The sequence below is a fragment of the Pseudomonas sp. SIMBA_041 genome (genome assembly GCF_046535095.1).
In the GTDB taxonomy this organism is placed as follows: Bacteria; Pseudomonadota; Gammaproteobacteria; order Pseudomonadales; family Pseudomonadaceae; genus Aquipseudomonas; species Aquipseudomonas mucoides.
In genome coordinates, this window is the sequence record NZ_JAWRXJ010000014.1 from 45,051 (window position 1) to 62,467 (window position 17,417).

The window sequence follows — 17,417 nt, forward strand, 5'->3', positions numbered from 1 at the left end:
TCATTTTTCGCAGACCTGATAACAGGCCAGAAACATGTCCAGCGCCGACTCCACCACGGTGGTCTGCATCTGCGGTGACAGCCCCGGCAACCCCATGGAAATCTGTGGCCAGAACGCAAAGGACTTGAGCATCCCCTGAATCTGTTGGGCGGCAAACGCGGGGTCGACCGGTTTCAATCGACCATCGGCCTGTGCCGTGCGAATCCACACGGTCAGGTCTTCTTCACGCTGGCCCATTCTGGCGACCATGTTCTGCGCACGCTCGGGCGAATGAATCGTGGCGGCGATGGCCACCCGCGCCAGGTCGAGAAAATTGTCATCGCCGAGCGTCTGCATTTTCGCCTGCAACATCACGCGCATCTGGTCGCGCAAGGGCAGGTCAGGGCGGTAGGACGTTTCCTGATCTGACAGTACCCGCGCCCACAATTGATTGAGGATTTCGGCAAACAACTCTTCCTTGCTCGGGAAGTGGTTGTACACCGTGCGCTTCGACACGCCGGCAGTGGCGGCAATCTTGTCCATGCTGGTGATATCGAAACCGTTGGCACGGAATTCGACAATCGCCGCCTGGATAATGGCTGCACGTTTTCGGTCGGTGAGGCGCTGTGGAGCTGTCATAAGTACGCTTCGGCAAGAGGCAAAGGAAAGTTACACTCGGTAGTTTACTTGTCATCGGCTTTGATGCAACCTAGAAACTACACTGTGCAGTGTAAAGTTTTGTTAATCCTGCCCAGCGAAAAATAGATCTCCGGCTGATGCGTGCGTGCTTTGGCCATTTATCGTCCCACCGTGAAGAACTGCCATCTTGCGGTTTTTCTGGAGTCACTCAGTCATGGCCACTTCTACTTCCGCTGCGGATAACGCCCCTACGCCTGAAGCTTCTCATCAGGCACTAGGGCGCTTTCAAAACCATGTGCCCGTGCAACGTGAAGGCGTTCACAAAATGCTGCGCATCATGTGGAGCATGATCTTCCACAAACCGCGCAATAGCCGCCCAGCGGCCTCAGTGCCGGTACAAGCCCTGACCCAGGCGGCGTTGATCGCAGCGCCCAACCACAGCGTCTACCGCCTCGGCCACTCCACCGTCCTGCTGAAGCTGCGGGACAAATTCTGGATCACCGACCCGGTCTTCGCCGAGCGCGCTTCACCCGTGCAATGGGCCGGCCCCAAGCGCTTCCACCAGCCGCCGATCAGCCTGGAAGAATTGCCGCCGATTGAAGCGGTGATCCTGTCTCACGATCACTACGACCACCTCGACTATCGCGCGGTACTCAAACTGGCGGACAAGGCCAAGTACTTCCTTACCCCGCTGGGCGTCGGCGACACGCTGATCAAATGGGGCGTGGAGGCCGGCAAAGTGCGCCAACTCGATTGGTGGCAGGGCACTGAGGTCGACGGCATCCAGTTCATCGCCACCCCTTCACAACACTTTTCCGGGCGCGGTTTGTTCGACGGCAACAGCACCCTTTGGGCCTCGTGGGTGATGATCGACGGCGACACTCGGGTCTTCTTCAGCGGTGACAGCGGCTATTTCGACGGCTTCAAACGCATCGGCGAACAGTACGGCCCGTTCGACCTGACGCTGATGGAAACCGGCGCCTACAACGTTGAATGGCCGCACATTCACATGCAGCCGGAAGAAACCCTGCAGGCACACATCGACCTCAAAGGACGCTGGCTACTGCCCATTCACAACGGCACCTTCGACTTGTCGATGCACCCCTGGTTCGAGCCCTTCGACCGGATTTTGGCGTTGGCCTGGGAGCGCAATGTGTCGATCACTACGCCGCAAATGGGCGAGGCGTTTAACATCATGTACCCACAGCGAGGGGCCGCATGGTGGTCGGAAATGGAAAGTACGGTGAAGGAAGAAGGGCGTTTGGCTTGTAGCGGCTACAAGTCAGGGTGACGTTTCCTACATTGACAGCTCCTTGTGACTGACAGCCGTTTCCTACGGTTTCGGTAGGCTGTGCGGCGGGTGAAATGACTCGCCCGTGATTAGCCATAACAAGGATGCTGTAAATGAAGGACATTTTAAAAAACCGCATGACGGCGCTGGCGCAGATCATTCTGCTATCGGTCTCCGGGCCTGCATTGGCAGACAACAATGCCTCCGTCACTGCCCAGCCGCTCGAATATGCGAGCGTCAGCGAGCTCACCGAGCGAATGGCCCGTAACGAACTCACCTCTGTCGCCCTGGTGGAATATTTACAGGCGCGTATTCACACGCTGGATAAGCAAGGGCCGTCGATCAACGCGATTATCGAGCTCAACCCCCAGGCCATCGACATTGCCAGCGCCTTGGACCAGGAGCGTCAGGACGGAAAAGTGCGTGGCCCGCTGCACGGCATCCCCGTTCTGCTCAAGGACAACATCGACACGGCGGACCAGATGCAAACGAGCGCGGGTTCTTTGGCCATGGTCGGTCAGCCTGCTGCGAACGACGCGTTTGTGGTCCAACAGTTGCGTGACGCAGGTGCCGTCATTCTCGGCAAAACCAACATGAGCGAATGGGCTTACGTCCGGGAAATGGGCTTGCCCCACGGTTGGAGTGGCCGAGGTGGCCAAGGTAAAAATCCCCACGTGTTGAACGGCGAAATCTGCGGTTCCAGCTCGGGTTCAGCCGCCGGTGTTGCCGCCGGTTTCGCACCGTTGGCCATGGGGACCGAAACCAACGGTTCCATCGCGTGCCCTGCTTCGGCCAATGGCGTGGTGGGCGTGAAGCCTACGTTGGGTCTGTTCAGCCGATCGGGCATCATTCCCATCACACGTCTGCAAGACACGCCGGGCTCCCTCTCTCGGACCGTCCGCGATGCCGCGCTGATGTTCAATGCCCTGCAAGGCGTTGACGCCAGTGACCCGGTCACCCGCGATGCCCCCGTCGGCGTTGACTACACCGCGCTGCTTACCTCCGACGCGCTGCAAGGCAAAAGAATCGGTTACCCGACTGAGTACGTCGGCACGAACGGCACTGTTCTTCGACCTGGTTTTGAATTCCTGATTGCCCTGGCCACACTGGAAGAGCAAGGCGCGACCCTGGTGCCGTTGACACTTCGACTGCCTGATATCGATGGCTACTTCAACGCCCTCATGGCAGGCATGAAACATGAACTGCCCGAGTACCTGGCCAGTCGTTCAGGCTTGCCGATTCAGACGCTTCAACAGTTGATCGACTTCAACGCACTTAACCCGGGCGCCGAAGGCTACGGGCAGCAAATGCTGAACGACATCAACGAACTGGACATGACCCCCTCGCAGGCCGCCGAGATGTTCGGCATCCTCAATGCCAGTTTCAAGGCTGCCATTGATGAGCAAATGACTGAACATCACCTGGACGCATTGTTCGCCGATGCCGATGGCTACTCGCAATTCAGCGCCGCCGTCGCCGGTTACCCCGCCATTACCGTCCCGTCGGGCATGAGCAGTGATGGGCAGCCGACGTCTGTGTTCTTTTTCGGCCAGCGCTGGAGTGAACCCCAACTGCTGGCGCTGGCTTACAGCTATGAGCAAGCATCGTTAGAACGCCAGAATCCGGCTTTTGAAGAGCAGTAGGGTCTTAACGGAGACGGTCATTTCGGCGTGATCAAGTCAGGCATCAGAACGCCTGATCCTCCACCGTCGGGCCGCTTGCCATGGAGCGGCCCACAATCTTCGCCACTGTCAGATCGCGAACGTTCCCACCGAGAATTTCATCCAGCTCCCCGGCTGACAGCCCCAGCCTTTGCGCCGCTTCCGCCTTGCCCAACTGACCGATATCCAGCAGCATGCCAATCTTCATGAGGTATTCGGCCTTTGCCCTCATCTGCCCCGCATCGATATCACCCAAAGACGGATGACCGCGCCTGTCGCATTCATTGATTCCATTCATCTGCTGACTCCTCACTCAACCATCGCGTAGTCCGCCCGACCCACCGGATCAGGCGTCGACCCTTTCACATTCATCCCTCGACCCGGCGCAAATCCGGGGAAGAACACCAGGCCTTCCGATTCAAACCGATACGCCAACGCCAGCCGGGTGACATCCAGCACATCGCGTTCGGCCTCGAATCGCACAATGGCGTCCACGGAGACACCGGATTCCTCCGAGAGCTCTTCCACGCTCCAACCCAGCATCGCTCGGGCCTGGGCGCAATGGGCCGGGGTGAATTGGAAAAGGGCGATACGTTCCAGGGTGATTTTCATCGCAATAGAGGCCATGGTGTTCTCCGGGCTCGAGAGTGCTAATCCAAAAAAGTACTGTTGTTTTGTACAGTTGTTTTGCGCCCGGATCAAACTCATTTTTTGATTTTTGCTATGTCGCCCCCTCCATCCAGACGGACGGTGCTTGCCCCAATAGGCGGCGAAACATGGTCGAGAATGCCGCAGGGCTGTCATAACCGAAATCCAGCGCAATCCGCGTCACCGGCGTCCCCGCCGCCAACCGCGCCAGGGCCAACACCACACAGGCCCGCTGGCGCCATTGGCTGAAACTGAGGCCAGTCTGCTGGCGGAACAGCCGATTGAACGTGCGCAAGCTGATGTGCAATTGATCGGCCCATTGCTGCGGCGATTGATGCGCATCGGGCCGCTGCAAAAAGCCTTGGCACAACCCCAGCAACCGCGCATCGACCGGTAAAGGAATGTGCAGCGGCAAGTGAGCACTGCGCGCCAGTTCATGCAGCAGCAAGTCGATCAGCGCGCCATCGCGCCTGGCCTCGTCGTACACCAGTGGGATCTCCACCGCCTCCATCAACAAGTGCCGCATCAACGGCGACACATTGATCACCTGGCAACGCGACCCCAGGTGAACCGCACCAGGTTCGATGTACAAACTGCATGTGCTGACCCCCAGCATCAACACCTCATGCGCCACCCCCGCCGGAATCCACACCGCCCGCTGTGGCGGCACCACCCAATTGCCGTCATGCGTGCTGACCTGCATCACCCCGGTGGCGCCATACAACAACTGCGCCCGCCGATGTGTATGACGAGGCAACACATGGCCGTGGGAATAATCCGTGCCGATCGCCACCACCGGGCGAGGCGTGTCATCCAGTAGATCAATCGAAACATTGCGCATCGAGCGGCTTCCAGCAGTTGGCGTAAACGCGAACATTATTGGCTGACTTGCTGAAGCAGGCCAAGGCGCATCGCTCTATCGTCGACCGCTTTCAACCAACGGACGACGCGCAATGTTTTATCTCCTGCTGGCATTTTTCGGGTGCATGACTGGCGTCACTGCTGTGTTGTTCGGTTTTGGCGGCGGCTTCGTCGTCGTGCCATTGCTCTACCGCATGCTCACCGCCAGCCATGGCGCCGACGATCCCATAGGCCAATCGGCGATGCACATTGCCGTGGCGACTTCGACCTGTGTGATGATCGTCAACGCACTGATCGCCACTGGCAAACACCGTCGCGCCGGCAATCTCGTTCGTCATTATGTGTGGCCGCTGGGCGGGTTCATCGGCCTGGGCGCAATCCTCGGAGCGCTCGCCGCGATGTGGGTAAGTGGTGAGGTGATTCGTTATGCCTTCATCGCGTACCTGGGCGTGACCATTGTGGATTGCCTGTTCCGACGTGGTTTTCTGACAGCGTCCGACACCGCAATCCCACGACGATTGGGGAGGGCAGAAGTGTCGGGTGGTGGCGCAGGAATCGGCGTGATCGCAACGTTTCTCGGCGTGGGTGGCAGCGTCATGACCGTACCGTTGTTGCGACGCTGTGGGCTGAGCATGAGTCAGGCGACGTCCATGGCCAATCCGTTGAGCCTGCCGGTGGCGTTGGCCGGGACGCTGACTTACATGGCGATGGCGGGGTTTGCTGAGTTTGATCTGGGGCCGTGGTTTATCGGCTATGTGGATCTGCTGGCGTTTGCGGTGTTGACGATGGGATCGTTGGTGGGGATTCGGTTGGCCACACCGTGGATCGGGCGGATACCGGATCGGGTGCATGCGCAGGTCTATGTGGGGTTGCTGGTGTTGGTGATGGTCAGCATGTGCCTGAGCTGATCGTTATCAAGTCAGCTTTTTATCGATTCTCGAACACGGGTTCGCCATAATCCGCCGCTCTTTCTTGCGAGCCAATACTTGCTGCATTCAAGGATGATTTGATGTTTAAAGGACTGTTTCGTCTTGCTGGCATTGTCGTATTGGTGTGCTCCACGTTTTCTACGATGTTGTGGGCCGACAGCGGCAGGCAGGTCTATACCGGGACTCTGGGAAAAATGCCGATTGTGCTGGAGGTGAGCGCCGATGGCAGTGAGGGTCGTTACTTTTACCAAAAGTACCGCAAGGACTTGGTGCTTAGTGGCTCAAAGGAAGGAAAAGCACTTGTGCTGGAAGAGGGTGACCAGCGATAGGGAGAGCACAAACCTTTTCCGACAATTCGCTTACAACCAAAGTCCAGCGGCTGGTCCGGAGAATGGACTAGCCCTAAAGGCAAAGTCTTGAAGATTGATCTGCAGCCAGCGAACCTTCCTCAGATTCCCGCTGACACCTTGCCCTATCTCGCCAGGCTTCACGACAAGGCGCCTTATGAATACCTACGCTTGCAGGGTATGAAGCTTACACAAGGCAAGACTGAAACCTTCATGGGTTACACGCTGCAATGGTGGCGCGACCCACAATCTAAAGCCGAGCTGTTTGAAGTGGTTTCGGGCTACAACGCTGAGGAGCGTAAGCGTATCAATCAGCAATTGATGGCCCGTTTGTGGCAGGAGGTTGTGGGGTATTACGGATGCTTCGCTAACTACGCTGACGCCTACTACGCACAGACGAGCCAGCCTCTGTGGATGACGCCGAACGTCATGAGCGTCCGTGTCTCAACCGAGTACTTCTGTGGCGGTGCTTACCCGGATCAGGTCAATGACTCACTCAACCTGGATGCTAAAACGGGCCAATCTCTGACGCTTGATGACGTGCTGTGGGTGGGACAGGGAAAACCGCTGCACTACGAGGAAAACTACGACGCCTACATTTCTTCGTCTGAGTCATTCAGTGCCTATTCTGATTACCGCGGCAAAGAGCTGGCGCCGTGGCTGGTGGCTCAATTGCTTAATCTCTATCCCAATCAAATGACGGTCACGCCAGAAGGGGACGACGACTGCGACTACGATGACGAGGACCGCTGGAGTTTTCCTTCCTGGTATTTCACCGAGCAGGGGATCAAGTTAGATCCGTCCTTTCCTCACGTGGCCGCAGTGTGTGGAAATGTGGGCTGGGGTGTCCTGCCGTATAGCCTGATCAAGCAACACCCCGGCGGCGTTGCGCTACAGCTGCCCTGATTGCGTACCCGCCAACCCCGGCGCTTCCCGAATATTAAAGTGATCCAGGTTCTCGATATTCGCACTGAACACCCCGAACGTCTGCTCGGGGTTTTTCTTGCTCGGCACCTGCTTCAACTCCGGCGTCACGCCATAAAAGAAGCAATACAAATCCTTGCCGCTCTCGATGGCGTGCTTGATCTCTTCCAGAAACGCTTTGCGCTTGCGGTAGTTGTCGATCAGCTTCTTGCTCAGGTAAACGTTGACTGAATACGGCTTCTTCTTCGCCTCATCCGCCTGCTTGAACCAGACCTTCTGTTCGAAATCGATGCGAAAGCTCTGGGTGTAATCCTTGATCTCCTTGATCTTGCCCCAGTAAATCAGCCCCTTGTTGTCCGTCAGGTATTCGATCTTCTTGAAGAACGACCCATAAGGCGCCGTGTGCTCGCCAATCTTCAGCGGCATGCGCTTGAGCAACTCCTTGTCCTTGAAGTTCGACACAAAACACTCTACCGGGTGGGCGAAGACACTGGTCTTGTCGGGTGCTGATTCGCGGGTCGGGTGCTCTGTGTGATGGTCCGCCGAAACGGTTTTCGGGATGTCTCGAACTTCATCCGCCGTCCCCGCCGGGTTCGATGGTTGACGCACATACTGACGCCGGGTCAGTAACAACTCCGACGGGAAATGCTCCTCGCGACTGTCATCCGTTTCCGCACCGTCCGCGTCCACACCAGACGCCGAGGCTTTGAGACTGGCATAAGGACAATCTGCCATGTGCCGGGTGCCGGGGGTGTTCTTGAAGTGCGGGGTGCGGACGTAATTCACGTTTTTGGCGTTGAAGGTTGTCAGCACATTGGCCGCATCGAACGCCAAGCGACAGGCATCGTTGGGGCACTGGAAGTGCTCTTTGGCGGAGTCGAACGCCATGGTTTCGTCGAAATTCAGATCGCGCACGTCATAGATCGACAGCTTGTCGTCGAGGCTGAGGCAATAGGCGAGGTCGAATTTCATGGCAGGCTCGGGTCCTTGAGTGGGGAAGGGTATTAATAGCGGGAGCTGCGGCGGGTTGCACTGACTGTTTTCCAGATAAAGTTGGATGTGCTGAACATCGGTCTAAACTCTGAGCCTCAATTGTGCTCCGCAGCGAGGCTAGCGTGCCATGCAGTCCACCATCAAACTGCTCGCTCAACCCACCAAATATATGTTCTTCACTGGCAAGGGCGGGGTTGGCAAAACGTCGGTTTCCACAGCGGTATCAATCGCCTTGGCTGATGCAGGCAAGAAGGTGCTGCTGGTCAGCACAGACGCGGCCTCGAACCTTGATGAGATGCTCGGTGTCGAGCTGAGCAATCAGCCTGTAGCGGTGCCGAATGTGCCTGGAATGTTCGTGCTCAACATCGACCCCGGGACCGCTGCCATCGACTACCGGGCCCGGGTGGTCGAGCAAATGGGCTCCCAGGCCAGCGATCAAGATATTGCTCTGGTGCGTGAGCAACTCTCGGGAGCGTGCACGACCGAAATCGCAACGTTCGATGAGTTCTCCCATCTCCTGTCACAGGGCGGCGCGGCCTATGATCATGTGGTGTTCGATACCGCACCCACGGGGCATACGCTCAGGCTGTTGAGCCTGCCCAAAGCGTGGAGCGGATTTTTGGAAGGCAATGATCGTGGTGCGTCATGCCTGGGGCCGCACTCGGGGTTGAAAATGCAGGAGCAACTTTTCAATCAGGCGTTGGCGGCGCTCAACAATCCAGCCCTGACCACCGTCGTGCTAGTGGCTCGCCCTGACAAAGGCGCACTGGGCGAGGCCGCGCGTTCCTCCGACGAGCTCCGTGAGTTGGGTCTGGAAAACCAGCGTTTAGTGGTGAACGCTGTGTTCAAACGCAGCGACTTGAATGACCCGATCGCAGCCGCCATCGAAGCGATCGGCCAGCAGGCGCTCGACGAGATGCCCACGTCGCTGCGCCAGCTTTCAGCCGACTACATTTCGCTCAAGGCTATAGATTCCGTTGGCTTGCCCGCGCTCCGCGGTCTGCTTTCCCCGGAACTTGCCAGGCCAACAACGGCTGCAACACAAACGCGCTCACCCCTGGAGCATCACACCCTCTCGGAACTGGTTGCCGAGCTTGCGAAGGACGAACGCGGGTTGATCATGGTCATGGGCAAAGGCGGAGTAGGCAAAACCACCATTGCCGCCGCCATCGCCCTGGGTCTGGTGCAGCACGGCAAGTCCGTGCACCTGAGCACCACGGACCCTGCGGCGCATCTGGCGGCGACCCTCAACGCCGATGTGCAAGGGCTCGACGTTGGCCGCATCGACCCCAAGGTCGAGACCCAAAAATACGTGGACAAGATCGTGGCCTCCCGCGCGCCGACCCTGACGGACGATGAAATAGCCTTGCTCATCGAGGATCTACGATCCCCCTGCACCGAAGAGGTCGCGGTCTTCCACGCGTTCTCCCGCGTGGTTGCTCAAGCCAGAACGTCGTTCGTGGTGCTCGATACCGCCCCCACGGGTCACTCACTGCTATTGATGGATGCCACAGGCGCCTATCACCGCCAGATGGTTCGGGAATTCAACGGCGCCTCGGACCACATCGTCACGCCTTTGATGCGCCTGCAAGATGCGCACTACACCAAAATCATCCTGGTGACGTTGCCCGAAGCCACACCGGTGTCTCAGGCGGCGGCACTGCAGGATGACTTGCGCAGGGCCAAAATCGAACCGTTTGCCTGGGTGGTCAATAAGTCTCTATTGGCGACAGACACCGATGACCCGCTGCTGCGAGCGCGCCTGGACAGTGAGCGCAAGCAGATGGCGCGGGTTGCAGGCCAAACCAGCCACGATGTCATCGTGGTGCCCTGGACGGCGGAGCCACCTGTTGGGGTCGCAGCGCTCAAGCGCCTGCTGGATTGACGCGTCAGCATCGGCTTAACGCCCTTCCCACATCGGAGAAAGACCGTGCTAAAAACCGCCATCGCCTCAATCGTTCTCTCGGCGCTTGCTGCGAACCTTTACGCTCAGACCACGAACCATTCGAACGATGACGCACAACGGCAAGCCGAGGTTGCAGGTCGCGGCAAGGATGTCATGCCGTTCAGTCTCGCAGCGACGACCCATGTCTTTACCAAGACCGCCGAAGGCGGAATTCAGCAAGTGGTCGCCAAACAGCCTGCGGATGCTGCCCAAGTGCAGTGGGTTCGCCAGCACCTTCAAGACATCCGCGAGCGGTTTCTCAAGGGCGACTTCTCAGGCCCGGCGCACATCCATGGCCAAGACATGCCTGGCCTGGCGGACCTGAAAGCGGCCAAGCCTGGGCAAATGGCGATCACCTACAAAGACATCGAAGGCGGAGCCGAATTGGCCTTCAAGACCTCGGATCCAGCCTTGGTAGCGGCGCTTCACCAGTGGTTTGATGCCCAGCTTTCCGACCATGGCAAGGACGCGATGGAAGGCGACGCACATCATAGCGAGATGATGAACAAGTGAACGAGGGAGCATGGGTGGCCATCGGCTTAGGCTGGGTAACAACGTTTTAGAGCCTTTTCAAACGGAGCTCGGATGCGGGCCTGTTTGAGCGAACGGAGTTGGTGTTCGGTGTAAAGCGAGCTGTCGCCCAGATTCGAGGGTGTGACCAACGCTACGAGACCAACCAGCGCTGCTGCGACGGTGCCTGCGGCGAATGCTGAGCCGGCCAAGGCGAGAGAGCCCAGACCGACGGGAATCGCTGTGCCACTGATCTTTTTCAGTGGCACAGCACCTGATTCGTCCGCTTCGCGAGCAGCTAGCAGAATCAGGTTCGGATGGTGACGTCATGCCCATCACCGGAGGGTTGTCACATTGGGTTTCATTGCTTGGAGCAAGTCCCCATAAAGTACTCTAAACCCTCTGGGAAACTGATGCCCAGAAGTCTTGATAGTGCCATTACCTGATCTTCGTTTAAAAGTAGCTCTCCTGGTTCCACTTCATTAAGTGGCTTCGATTCAATCAAATGCGCAACTTTCTCATTGAGTTCATTTCCTTCGATATCCAGCTCAAACTGCAAGGAGTCGTCCTGCTTGTCATCCGGATAAAAGCCAGTTATTAAAAGGTAGCGCATGCTGTATTCCTTAATTTCTTGAAGTTTTTCTGCCTGGTTTCGCAGGTTTTGTTTGCTCGCCTGTGATGTGGTTGAATTCGCCTAAATGGACCCCGAGTTTGTCGTATTTTTCCACAGCATTACTTTTGTAGTCCCATTCATAAATTCGCCCCTTACTGTCAACCCAACGAGCGCGTTTCCTTCCTCCCCCTTGAACAGATGACTTCGACTTTACGCGGGCAGTATCTGGGAATGCGGGAAGCGTTTTCGGGTGGTCATAATACGAATGATCACCGGATTGACTGAGAACAATGTAAACCGGCCTAATCCCTGAATCAGCCGGAAACACCAGAATGAAATCCTTGTACTCCGGCGGATACACCGGGTTCACAATAATGCTGGCCGCCGCCGGCGTCGGCGGATACACCTAAATATGCGGCGCCTGGGGTGCCGCCTCCAGCGCAGGAATCCCGAGGATGTCCGAGCCATCCACGGCTGGCGTCCAGATCAGCTCAACACCCTCCCCTAGATCCGCCACCTGCTGGCTGCCGCGCAGTGTGAACTGCACGACATCGACCATTTCCCAATCACGGTTCTTGCCGGTGTAAAAGCCGTAGCCCTTGAGGCTGCCATCAGCCTGTTGCTCGACCTGCAAACGAACGCGGGTTCTGGCCTGTTTCAAGGCACGCAGTTGATCTTCGGTATAGAGCGCGCTATCACCCAGGCTTGGCGTCCAGAACAACGCGACGACACCGGCCAATGTGGCGGCAGTGGCAGCCTCAAGTGCCAATAAAGGTACAGCGAGAGCGGGGGCTCTAAGTGCCAGTCGACCGATGCCGAGTGAGACGGTACTGCCACTGATGGTTTCGAGATTCAGCAGCCCGGCATCGTCTACATCACGAGCGCCGAGCCAGGCAATTTCGCCGTAATTCTTGAGACTGTCGGTCGGCACAACACCCGAAGGATTCGAGTATTCGATGATGGCGTCCGGCAGGTTGCAGGACTTAGCGAAGACACATCCCGCTTGTGCCGGCCTTTGCTTTTCCGCTATGACCTGACGGCTGCGTTCGAAGGCGTCTTGCCTGCCCAGCATGGCCTCGTAGGCTTTTTGCCTTGCGTCCCGCTCGGCCAATTCGGTGGCCGTCATGTAACGGTAGGTGACGTGATGCCCATCACCGGAGGGCGGATTCTTAATCCGCGGAATGTCCTTGTTGCCAGCCACTGATCATCCTTTCGTTCATCCATCGGCAGCCCTGGAAAAGGAGCTGCGCGACGTTAACGAACGTGGCTGATCGTGGCTGTAGGACGGGTCCTGGATGACTCTAGGCGTTTTCTCTTTTTATTGGAGGGCAGCGCAATCCTTATGGCTCGCCATCTTCATGCACACGTGCCTATAGAATTTTCCAAGAAAAATCACTCAAACTTCAACCGTTCCACCTTCTGGAACAGTGAGGCAGTGAACTCATCCCGGTCACCCGAGTGGTGACAACGTCGATGACAGTTCGGGCACAGGGCCACGGCATTACTCGGACGATCTGAACCGTCCTGCGCTAAATGCTTAACGTGGTGGACCTCAAGAAACGGCCTGCCATCCTTTTCGAACGGAGCGGGCTCGCCACAGCCTTCGCATCTACCGTTAGCCTGCTGGCGAACCCAAGCTCTCACCCCAGGATCGCGAACAAAAGACTTTCCGCTGGACTGAGTCTGTTCTGGTCTCTCAATCCCTTTCGGCACGTCTTTAATCGGTTGTTTTTCAAGTTTGGCCGATCGCTGTTCCAGCGTTGCCTCGTCCGCTGTCGGGACAAAATCCTCAGGGGTCAACGTACTTGGAGCGTTGAGCGCTTCTCGAATGCTTCGCGCAACATTCGCGCCGACATTCTTGGCGGGTTTGTAACCTGCAATGCGATCTCGACCCAACTCCTCCAGCACGGTAGAGATGTTCTGCATCCGAAACTCAACCGACCCTTTGGTCCGACCGGCTAAGGCTCCCTCACGTAGGATGCGGTTCTCCTCAGTCTTAACGACTTTCTGACCGCTCTGCTCGCGGGACAACATGTTGAGATAGGCATCGACCGCAGCCTGAATCTCAATGTCAGTCCAATCGCTGTTGCTCTTTTCCGTGTCCATACAATCGCCGAGGGCTGAATACCCTCGGACGATACTGAGTGGCCATTACGACTGTCTACGAAAATTCCTACAGATAAGACCGGCGCTTCTTTCGGTTGGTCCTACAAAGGCTAACCCACCGAATGCTTTGAAGACTGAAACAACTCCAAAACCTTCCGCCACCAAGGCTTCACCACCGGCACCCGCCGCCGTGTGCGATTGAGCAACAGATAAGGCATATCCCGCAGCCGAATCCAGCCTTCATCCTGCCAATGCAACAGACTCAACGACATTTCCGGCCAATCCAACAAACTCAGCATGGGTCGATCCGTATTCTTTGATTGGCTTGAATCGCGTAATGCCGGCACCACTTGATGAGTTAGCCACCCCCGCAACAGCCTATTCCCCGGCGTGTAGTGATATACCAACAATGCATACACGCCGGACTCGCTGAGCATCAGCCGTCTTTCCGCTTGCCCGTAGTATTCAATCAACAACGTATTCCGCTGATCTTCGTCGAGTTTGCTGACCACCCGATCATTCAGATGAAAACCCATTAACCGACCGAAATCGCGGGCGCAAAACCAGGGCTGATTTTCCAGGAGGAGGGCGTGGAGGGTGAGGTTGTGGCGGGAGAAAACAGTTACAGAGAAGGGATCAGACATCGCTGATCTCCAGGGTTTCGAGAGCAAGCTGTCGATAAAGTTTAGGCATATCCATGACCTCTACGTTTAGATTTTTGAGGGCCTGAACCCAACGTAGAATGGACTAAAGAAATCCCAACGTGCCACGCCATCACACCTCCAAACGACAATCCACCTTAAGGTGATTGCATCTCTGAGTGATTGGCAAAGCTTTCTACGTTGGGCGTTTCTTAGGCACCTGCAATGGAGCTTAGAGGTGCTTTGAGCTGGCATCAATGCGGATACGGCTGCAAGTGATGTAGGAGATTTTGCGTTGTGGTGTAGGGATGGAAAAGGACTACCCATCACTCATAAAAAAGCCCCGATCAGATCGGGGCTTTTGCTTTTCAGATTTGTCGATTCAGACGGCAATCGTCAAATCGCGGTGAGCTCGGAAATCAATCCCAGCTAAGCGCACCACCAGTTTGGTATTCGATTACCCGAGTCTCAAAGAAATTCTTCTCTTTCTTCAAGTCCATAATCTCGCTCATCCAAGGGAACGGGTTAGTCGTGCCTGGATACTCTTCTTTAAGACCGATCTGCGACAGGCGACGGTTAGCGATGAACTTCAGGTAGTCCTCCATCATCGCCGCGTTCATGCCCAACACGCCGCGAGGCATGGTGTCACGTGCGTATTCGATCTCCAGCTGAGTGCCCTGCAGAATCATCTGCGAAGCTTCTTCCTTCATCTCGGCATCCCACAAGTGCGGGTTTTCGATTTTGATCTGGTTGATCACGTCGATGCCGAAGTTCAGGTGCATGGATTCGTCGCGCAGGATGTACTGGAACTGCTCGGCGACGCCGGTCATTTTGTTGCGGCGGCCCATGGAGAGGATCTGGGTGAAGCCGCAGTAGAAGAAGATGCCTTCCAGAACGCAGTAGTAGGCGATCAGGTTGCGCAGCAGTTCTTTGTCGGTTTCGACGGTGCCGGTTTCGAACTTCGGATCGGAGATCGAACGGGTGTATTTGAGGCCCCAGGTGGCTTTTTTCGCGACCGATGGGATCTCGTGGTACATGTTGAAGATCTCGCCTTCATCCATGGCCAACGATTCGATGCAGTACTGGTAGGCGTGGGTGTGGATCGCCTCTTCGAAGGCCTGGCGCAGGATGTACTGGCGGCATTCCGGGTTGGTGATCAGGCGGTAAACGGCCAGGACCAGGTTGTTGGCAACCAGGGAGTCGGCGGTGGAGAAGAAGCCGAGGTTGCGCATGACGATGCGGCGCTCGTCGTCGGTCAGGCCTTCCGGGTCTTTCCAGAGGGCGATGTCGGCGGTCATGTTGACTTCTTGCGGCATCCAGTGGTTTGCGCAACCGTCCAGATACTTCTGCCAGGCCCAGTCGTACTTGAACGGTACGAGTTGGTTGAGGTCGGCGCGGCAGTTGATCATGCGCTTTTCGTCGACAGCGACGCGAGCAGAGGCGCCTTCGAGTTCGGCGAGGCCTTCGGCGACGTCGAGGGTGTCCAGGGCAGCTTTGGCACGGGCGATGGCGGCAGAGTCGTTCGCGGTAACGGCGCGAGCTTCTTGAGCGGCGACACCACCAGCGGTGTCGAGTCGGTCCATGTTGGCTTCGGTCGCGTGGCCGGCGTTAGCGCCTTTTACCACGGCTTCGCCGCTGTCTTCTTTGTCGAATTCGTCCCAGCTCAGCATGACGTGTCGTCTCCTGCGTGAGGGCCAGATGCCCGTGTGAAAACTGATCGGTTGTTTTTCACACGGCCGTACTGGCCGCGTTGGATAGCGTTTTTTGCAGCGGTACACGCAGGCAAATAAACATAATTTTGTACGGGGTTCCGAGAGCCTCTGAGGGGCGCAGAAATCGGTGAGGACGTCGGCGTGGGCTTCAGACTGGCTGTTATCCCTGTAAGGGAATATTGCAGGCCCGTTTAAGCCGGCATTATAGGGAAATTTTTGCGGCCGTGGTGGGGCGAATCCGCGCATGGAGCGGACGAGAAGGCAGGTTTTTCGGTCGGAGCGAGGGTTTATAGGGCTTTGGCTGGATATCGCCGGTGCAGATTTTTTTTCATAAATTTTGACGCACTACTTTTTTGTTCAAAAAATAGGCAAAAAAAGCGGTTTTTCACTACATGTTGTGTTTTGAATCGGTTTTCGGTGGTTCAAGACACAACTAAGCCCGGCCGAAGCCGGGCTGTGAAGTCAGGCTCGATGATCAGCTCAGGCGTGCTGCACCGACGTGATCAGCACCATCGGCGGCGACTTTGGCCGAACCGGTGCGATCGAAGCCGTCAGCAGCGACTTTGGCGGCGCCTGTGTGATCAAAGCCATCCGAAGCCAGCTTGCCTGCACCGATGTGATCGGCACCATCGGCGGCAAAGGAAGCCGAACCGGTGTGGTCGTATCCATCAGAAGCGACAGCTGCTTGTGCGGTGTGGGCAGCCGAGCCGGTGCGGTCGAAACCGTCAGCAGCGAAAGTGTTGGCAGCCAGGACAGAAAGGGTCAGGGCGAGGATCAGTTTGGTTTTCATGGTCGTGCTCCAGGTTTGTTGGCGTTTTGTGCCTTGGGTATGGAATGAATGCTACGCCAACTAATTTGATTGAAAAGCGCAAATAAATGCTTAAAACAATCGAATAAATAGATGTATTAGGTTCGGCGCTGCATCTGCCTTGAAAGGGCGGGGCGGATGGGTCGAACCGTTAAAAGGCGGGCGAATGATCAGCCATTGGAGCAGCCGTTACCCATCATGGTGTAGCTCAGAATATGGTGTTGGCCCTTGGAGTCTTCGTATTCCATTTTCATCGGGACAACTTCACATACATTCGGTACTTCGCTCATGGAAACAACTTTGGCGATGTCCAGATGGGTGGAGTAAGTGTATTCCTCAACTACCGGTTGTTGCTGTGCGACATCAGTCGGAACCTCGTCTGCCATGGCGGTTGCGCACAGGCTGCTGAGGGCCAGAACTAATAAAGCTTTCATTTCAAATTTACCTTTTAGAGGTCGAATGGGGTCACGCAACCTTTGTGGGGTTGCGTGTGGAGCTTGGGTACCGGAGTGTTTGATTAACTGCCTTCGTGGGGGCTGCAACTTGGTTAATCAGATTGCCTTGTTGGCGTGGCAGATTTTAGGCGTAGGGGTTTCAATCATATAGCCGTGGATTTGATAAACACCTTTGACAGATTTCGTAACAATCCACGAAAACAGCCCCATCTATCTACGACGACGTACGACTTGTAGCCGCTGGCGAAGCCTGCGTTCGACTGCTGTGCAGCCGGACGCAGGCTTCGCCAGCGGCTACAGACCGCATTGTGACTGGGGGTTGAAACACCCTGAAAGAGGCGTGGTAGTTGGGGTT

The 17,417-nt window shown here is 56.6% G+C and carries 18 protein-coding genes and 2 pseudogenes; 7 read left to right on the plus strand and 13 right to left on the minus strand.

Annotation, left to right across the window (positions count from 1 at the left end; genetic code table 11):
* Positions 1-618, minus strand: a complete 618-nt coding sequence (locus tag SB725_RS27460) for a TetR/AcrR family transcriptional regulator (protein ID WP_027923903.1) — start codon at positions 616-618, stop codon at positions 1-3.
* 214 nt (positions 619-832) lie between these two features.
* Here SB725_RS27460 and SB725_RS27465 point away from each other — a divergent pair, with 214 nt between their 5' ends.
* Positions 833-1,909 carry an MBL fold metallo-hydrolase gene (locus SB725_RS27465; protein WP_027923904.1) on the plus strand — a complete coding sequence of 359 codons (1,077 nt, stop codon included), beginning with the start codon at positions 833-835 and terminating at the stop codon, positions 1,907-1,909.
* A gap of 113 nt (positions 1,910-2,022) precedes the next feature.
* Complete coding sequence (locus tag SB725_RS27470; protein WP_410922882.1) at positions 2,023-3,552, plus strand: amidase family protein; 1,530 nt, start codon at positions 2,023-2,025, stop codon at positions 3,550-3,552.
* Positions 3,553-3,595: 43 nt separating this feature from the next.
* On the opposite strand, the gene SB725_RS27475 is transcribed toward SB725_RS27470, so the two are convergent.
* The 3 genes from SB725_RS27475 to SB725_RS27485 all read right to left on the minus strand — a co-directional run bounded on the left by SB725_RS27475 (position 3,596) and on the right by SB725_RS27485 (position 5,059).
* A complete protein-coding gene (locus SB725_RS27475) occupies positions 3,596-3,868 on the minus strand; it encodes an XRE family transcriptional regulator (RefSeq protein WP_155953731.1) in 273 nt (90 codons plus the stop codon).
* 11 nt (positions 3,869-3,879) lie between these two features.
* Positions 3,880-4,197, minus strand: coding sequence for a helix-turn-helix domain-containing protein (locus SB725_RS27480; RefSeq protein ID WP_027923907.1), 318 nt, complete (start codon positions 4,195-4,197; stop codon positions 3,880-3,882).
* Positions 4,198-4,291: 94 nt separating this feature from the next.
* Complete coding sequence (locus SB725_RS27485; protein WP_410922884.1) at positions 4,292-5,059, minus strand: AraC family transcriptional regulator; 768 nt, start codon at positions 5,057-5,059, stop codon at positions 4,292-4,294.
* Positions 5,060-5,171: 112 nt separating this feature from the next.
* Between SB725_RS27485 and SB725_RS27490 the strand changes: the two genes are divergently transcribed.
* From SB725_RS27490 to SB725_RS27500, 3 genes are all read left to right on the plus strand, one after another.
* Complete coding sequence (locus SB725_RS27490; RefSeq protein WP_410922885.1) at positions 5,172-5,987, plus strand: sulfite exporter TauE/SafE family protein; 816 nt, start codon at positions 5,172-5,174, stop codon at positions 5,985-5,987.
* Positions 5,988-6,088: 101 nt separating this feature from the next.
* The gene (locus SB725_RS27495; RefSeq protein ID WP_410922886.1) at positions 6,089-6,337 is read left to right on the plus strand and encodes a hypothetical protein; all 249 of its coding nucleotides are present in this window, start codon (positions 6,089-6,091) and stop codon (positions 6,335-6,337) included.
* Positions 6,338-6,424: 87 nt separating this feature from the next.
* Positions 6,425-7,261, plus strand: coding sequence for a hypothetical protein (locus SB725_RS27500; RefSeq protein ID WP_410922887.1), 837 nt, complete (start codon positions 6,425-6,427; stop codon positions 7,259-7,261).
* Here the strand turns inward: SB725_RS27500 and SB725_RS27505 are convergent.
* Positions 7,247-8,251 carry a hypothetical protein gene (locus SB725_RS27505; RefSeq protein ID WP_410922888.1) on the minus strand — a complete coding sequence of 335 codons (1,005 nt, stop codon included), beginning with the start codon at positions 8,249-8,251 and terminating at the stop codon, positions 7,247-7,249. The genes SB725_RS27500 and SB725_RS27505 overlap by 15 nt on opposite strands.
* Before the next feature lie 148 nt (positions 8,252-8,399).
* Between SB725_RS27505 and arsA the strand changes: the two genes are divergently transcribed.
* Positions 8,400-10,157, plus strand: coding sequence for an arsenical pump-driving ATPase (gene arsA, locus SB725_RS27510; RefSeq protein WP_410922889.1), 1,758 nt, complete (start codon positions 8,400-8,402; stop codon positions 10,155-10,157).
* A gap of 45 nt (positions 10,158-10,202) precedes the next feature.
* Positions 10,203-10,730, plus strand: coding sequence for a hypothetical protein (locus tag SB725_RS27515; protein WP_027923913.1), 528 nt, complete (start codon positions 10,203-10,205; stop codon positions 10,728-10,730).
* Positions 10,731-10,798: 68 nt separating this feature from the next.
* Here SB725_RS27515 and SB725_RS27520 read toward each other — a convergent pair.
* From SB725_RS27520 to SB725_RS27555, 8 genes and pseudogenes are all read right to left on the minus strand, one after another.
* A pseudogene (locus tag SB725_RS27520) lies at positions 10,799-11,038 on the minus strand (toxin); the annotation flags it as partial.
* 50 nt (positions 11,039-11,088) lie between these two features.
* Entirely contained in the window at positions 11,089-11,340 is a 252-nt protein-coding gene (locus SB725_RS27525) for a pyocin S6 family toxin immunity protein (protein WP_059182295.1), read from the minus strand.
* Between the two features lie 10 nt (positions 11,341-11,350).
* A pseudogene (locus SB725_RS27530) lies at positions 11,351-12,541 on the minus strand (S-type pyocin domain-containing protein).
* 191 nt (positions 12,542-12,732) lie between these two features.
* Positions 12,733-13,446: an HNH endonuclease gene (locus tag SB725_RS27535; protein WP_027923916.1), complete on the minus strand. Its 714-nt coding sequence runs from the start codon at positions 13,444-13,446 to the stop codon at positions 12,733-12,735.
* A gap of 110 nt (positions 13,447-13,556) precedes the next feature.
* Positions 13,557-14,090, minus strand: coding sequence for a Bro-N domain-containing protein (locus SB725_RS27540; RefSeq protein ID WP_027923917.1), 534 nt, complete (start codon positions 14,088-14,090; stop codon positions 13,557-13,559).
* A gap of 416 nt (positions 14,091-14,506) precedes the next feature.
* Complete coding sequence (locus tag SB725_RS27545; RefSeq protein WP_007943877.1) at positions 14,507-15,757, minus strand: ribonucleotide-diphosphate reductase subunit beta; 1,251 nt, start codon at positions 15,755-15,757, stop codon at positions 14,507-14,509.
* A 517-nt stretch (positions 15,758-16,274) separates the two neighbouring features.
* Complete coding sequence (locus SB725_RS27550) at positions 16,275-16,589, minus strand: hypothetical protein (protein WP_027923918.1); 315 nt, start codon at positions 16,587-16,589, stop codon at positions 16,275-16,277.
* A 188-nt stretch (positions 16,590-16,777) separates the two neighbouring features.
* Positions 16,778-17,041, minus strand: coding sequence for a DUF2790 domain-containing protein (locus tag SB725_RS27555; protein ID WP_027923919.1), 264 nt, complete (start codon positions 17,039-17,041; stop codon positions 16,778-16,780).
* Positions 17,042-17,417: the final 376 nt, after the last annotated feature.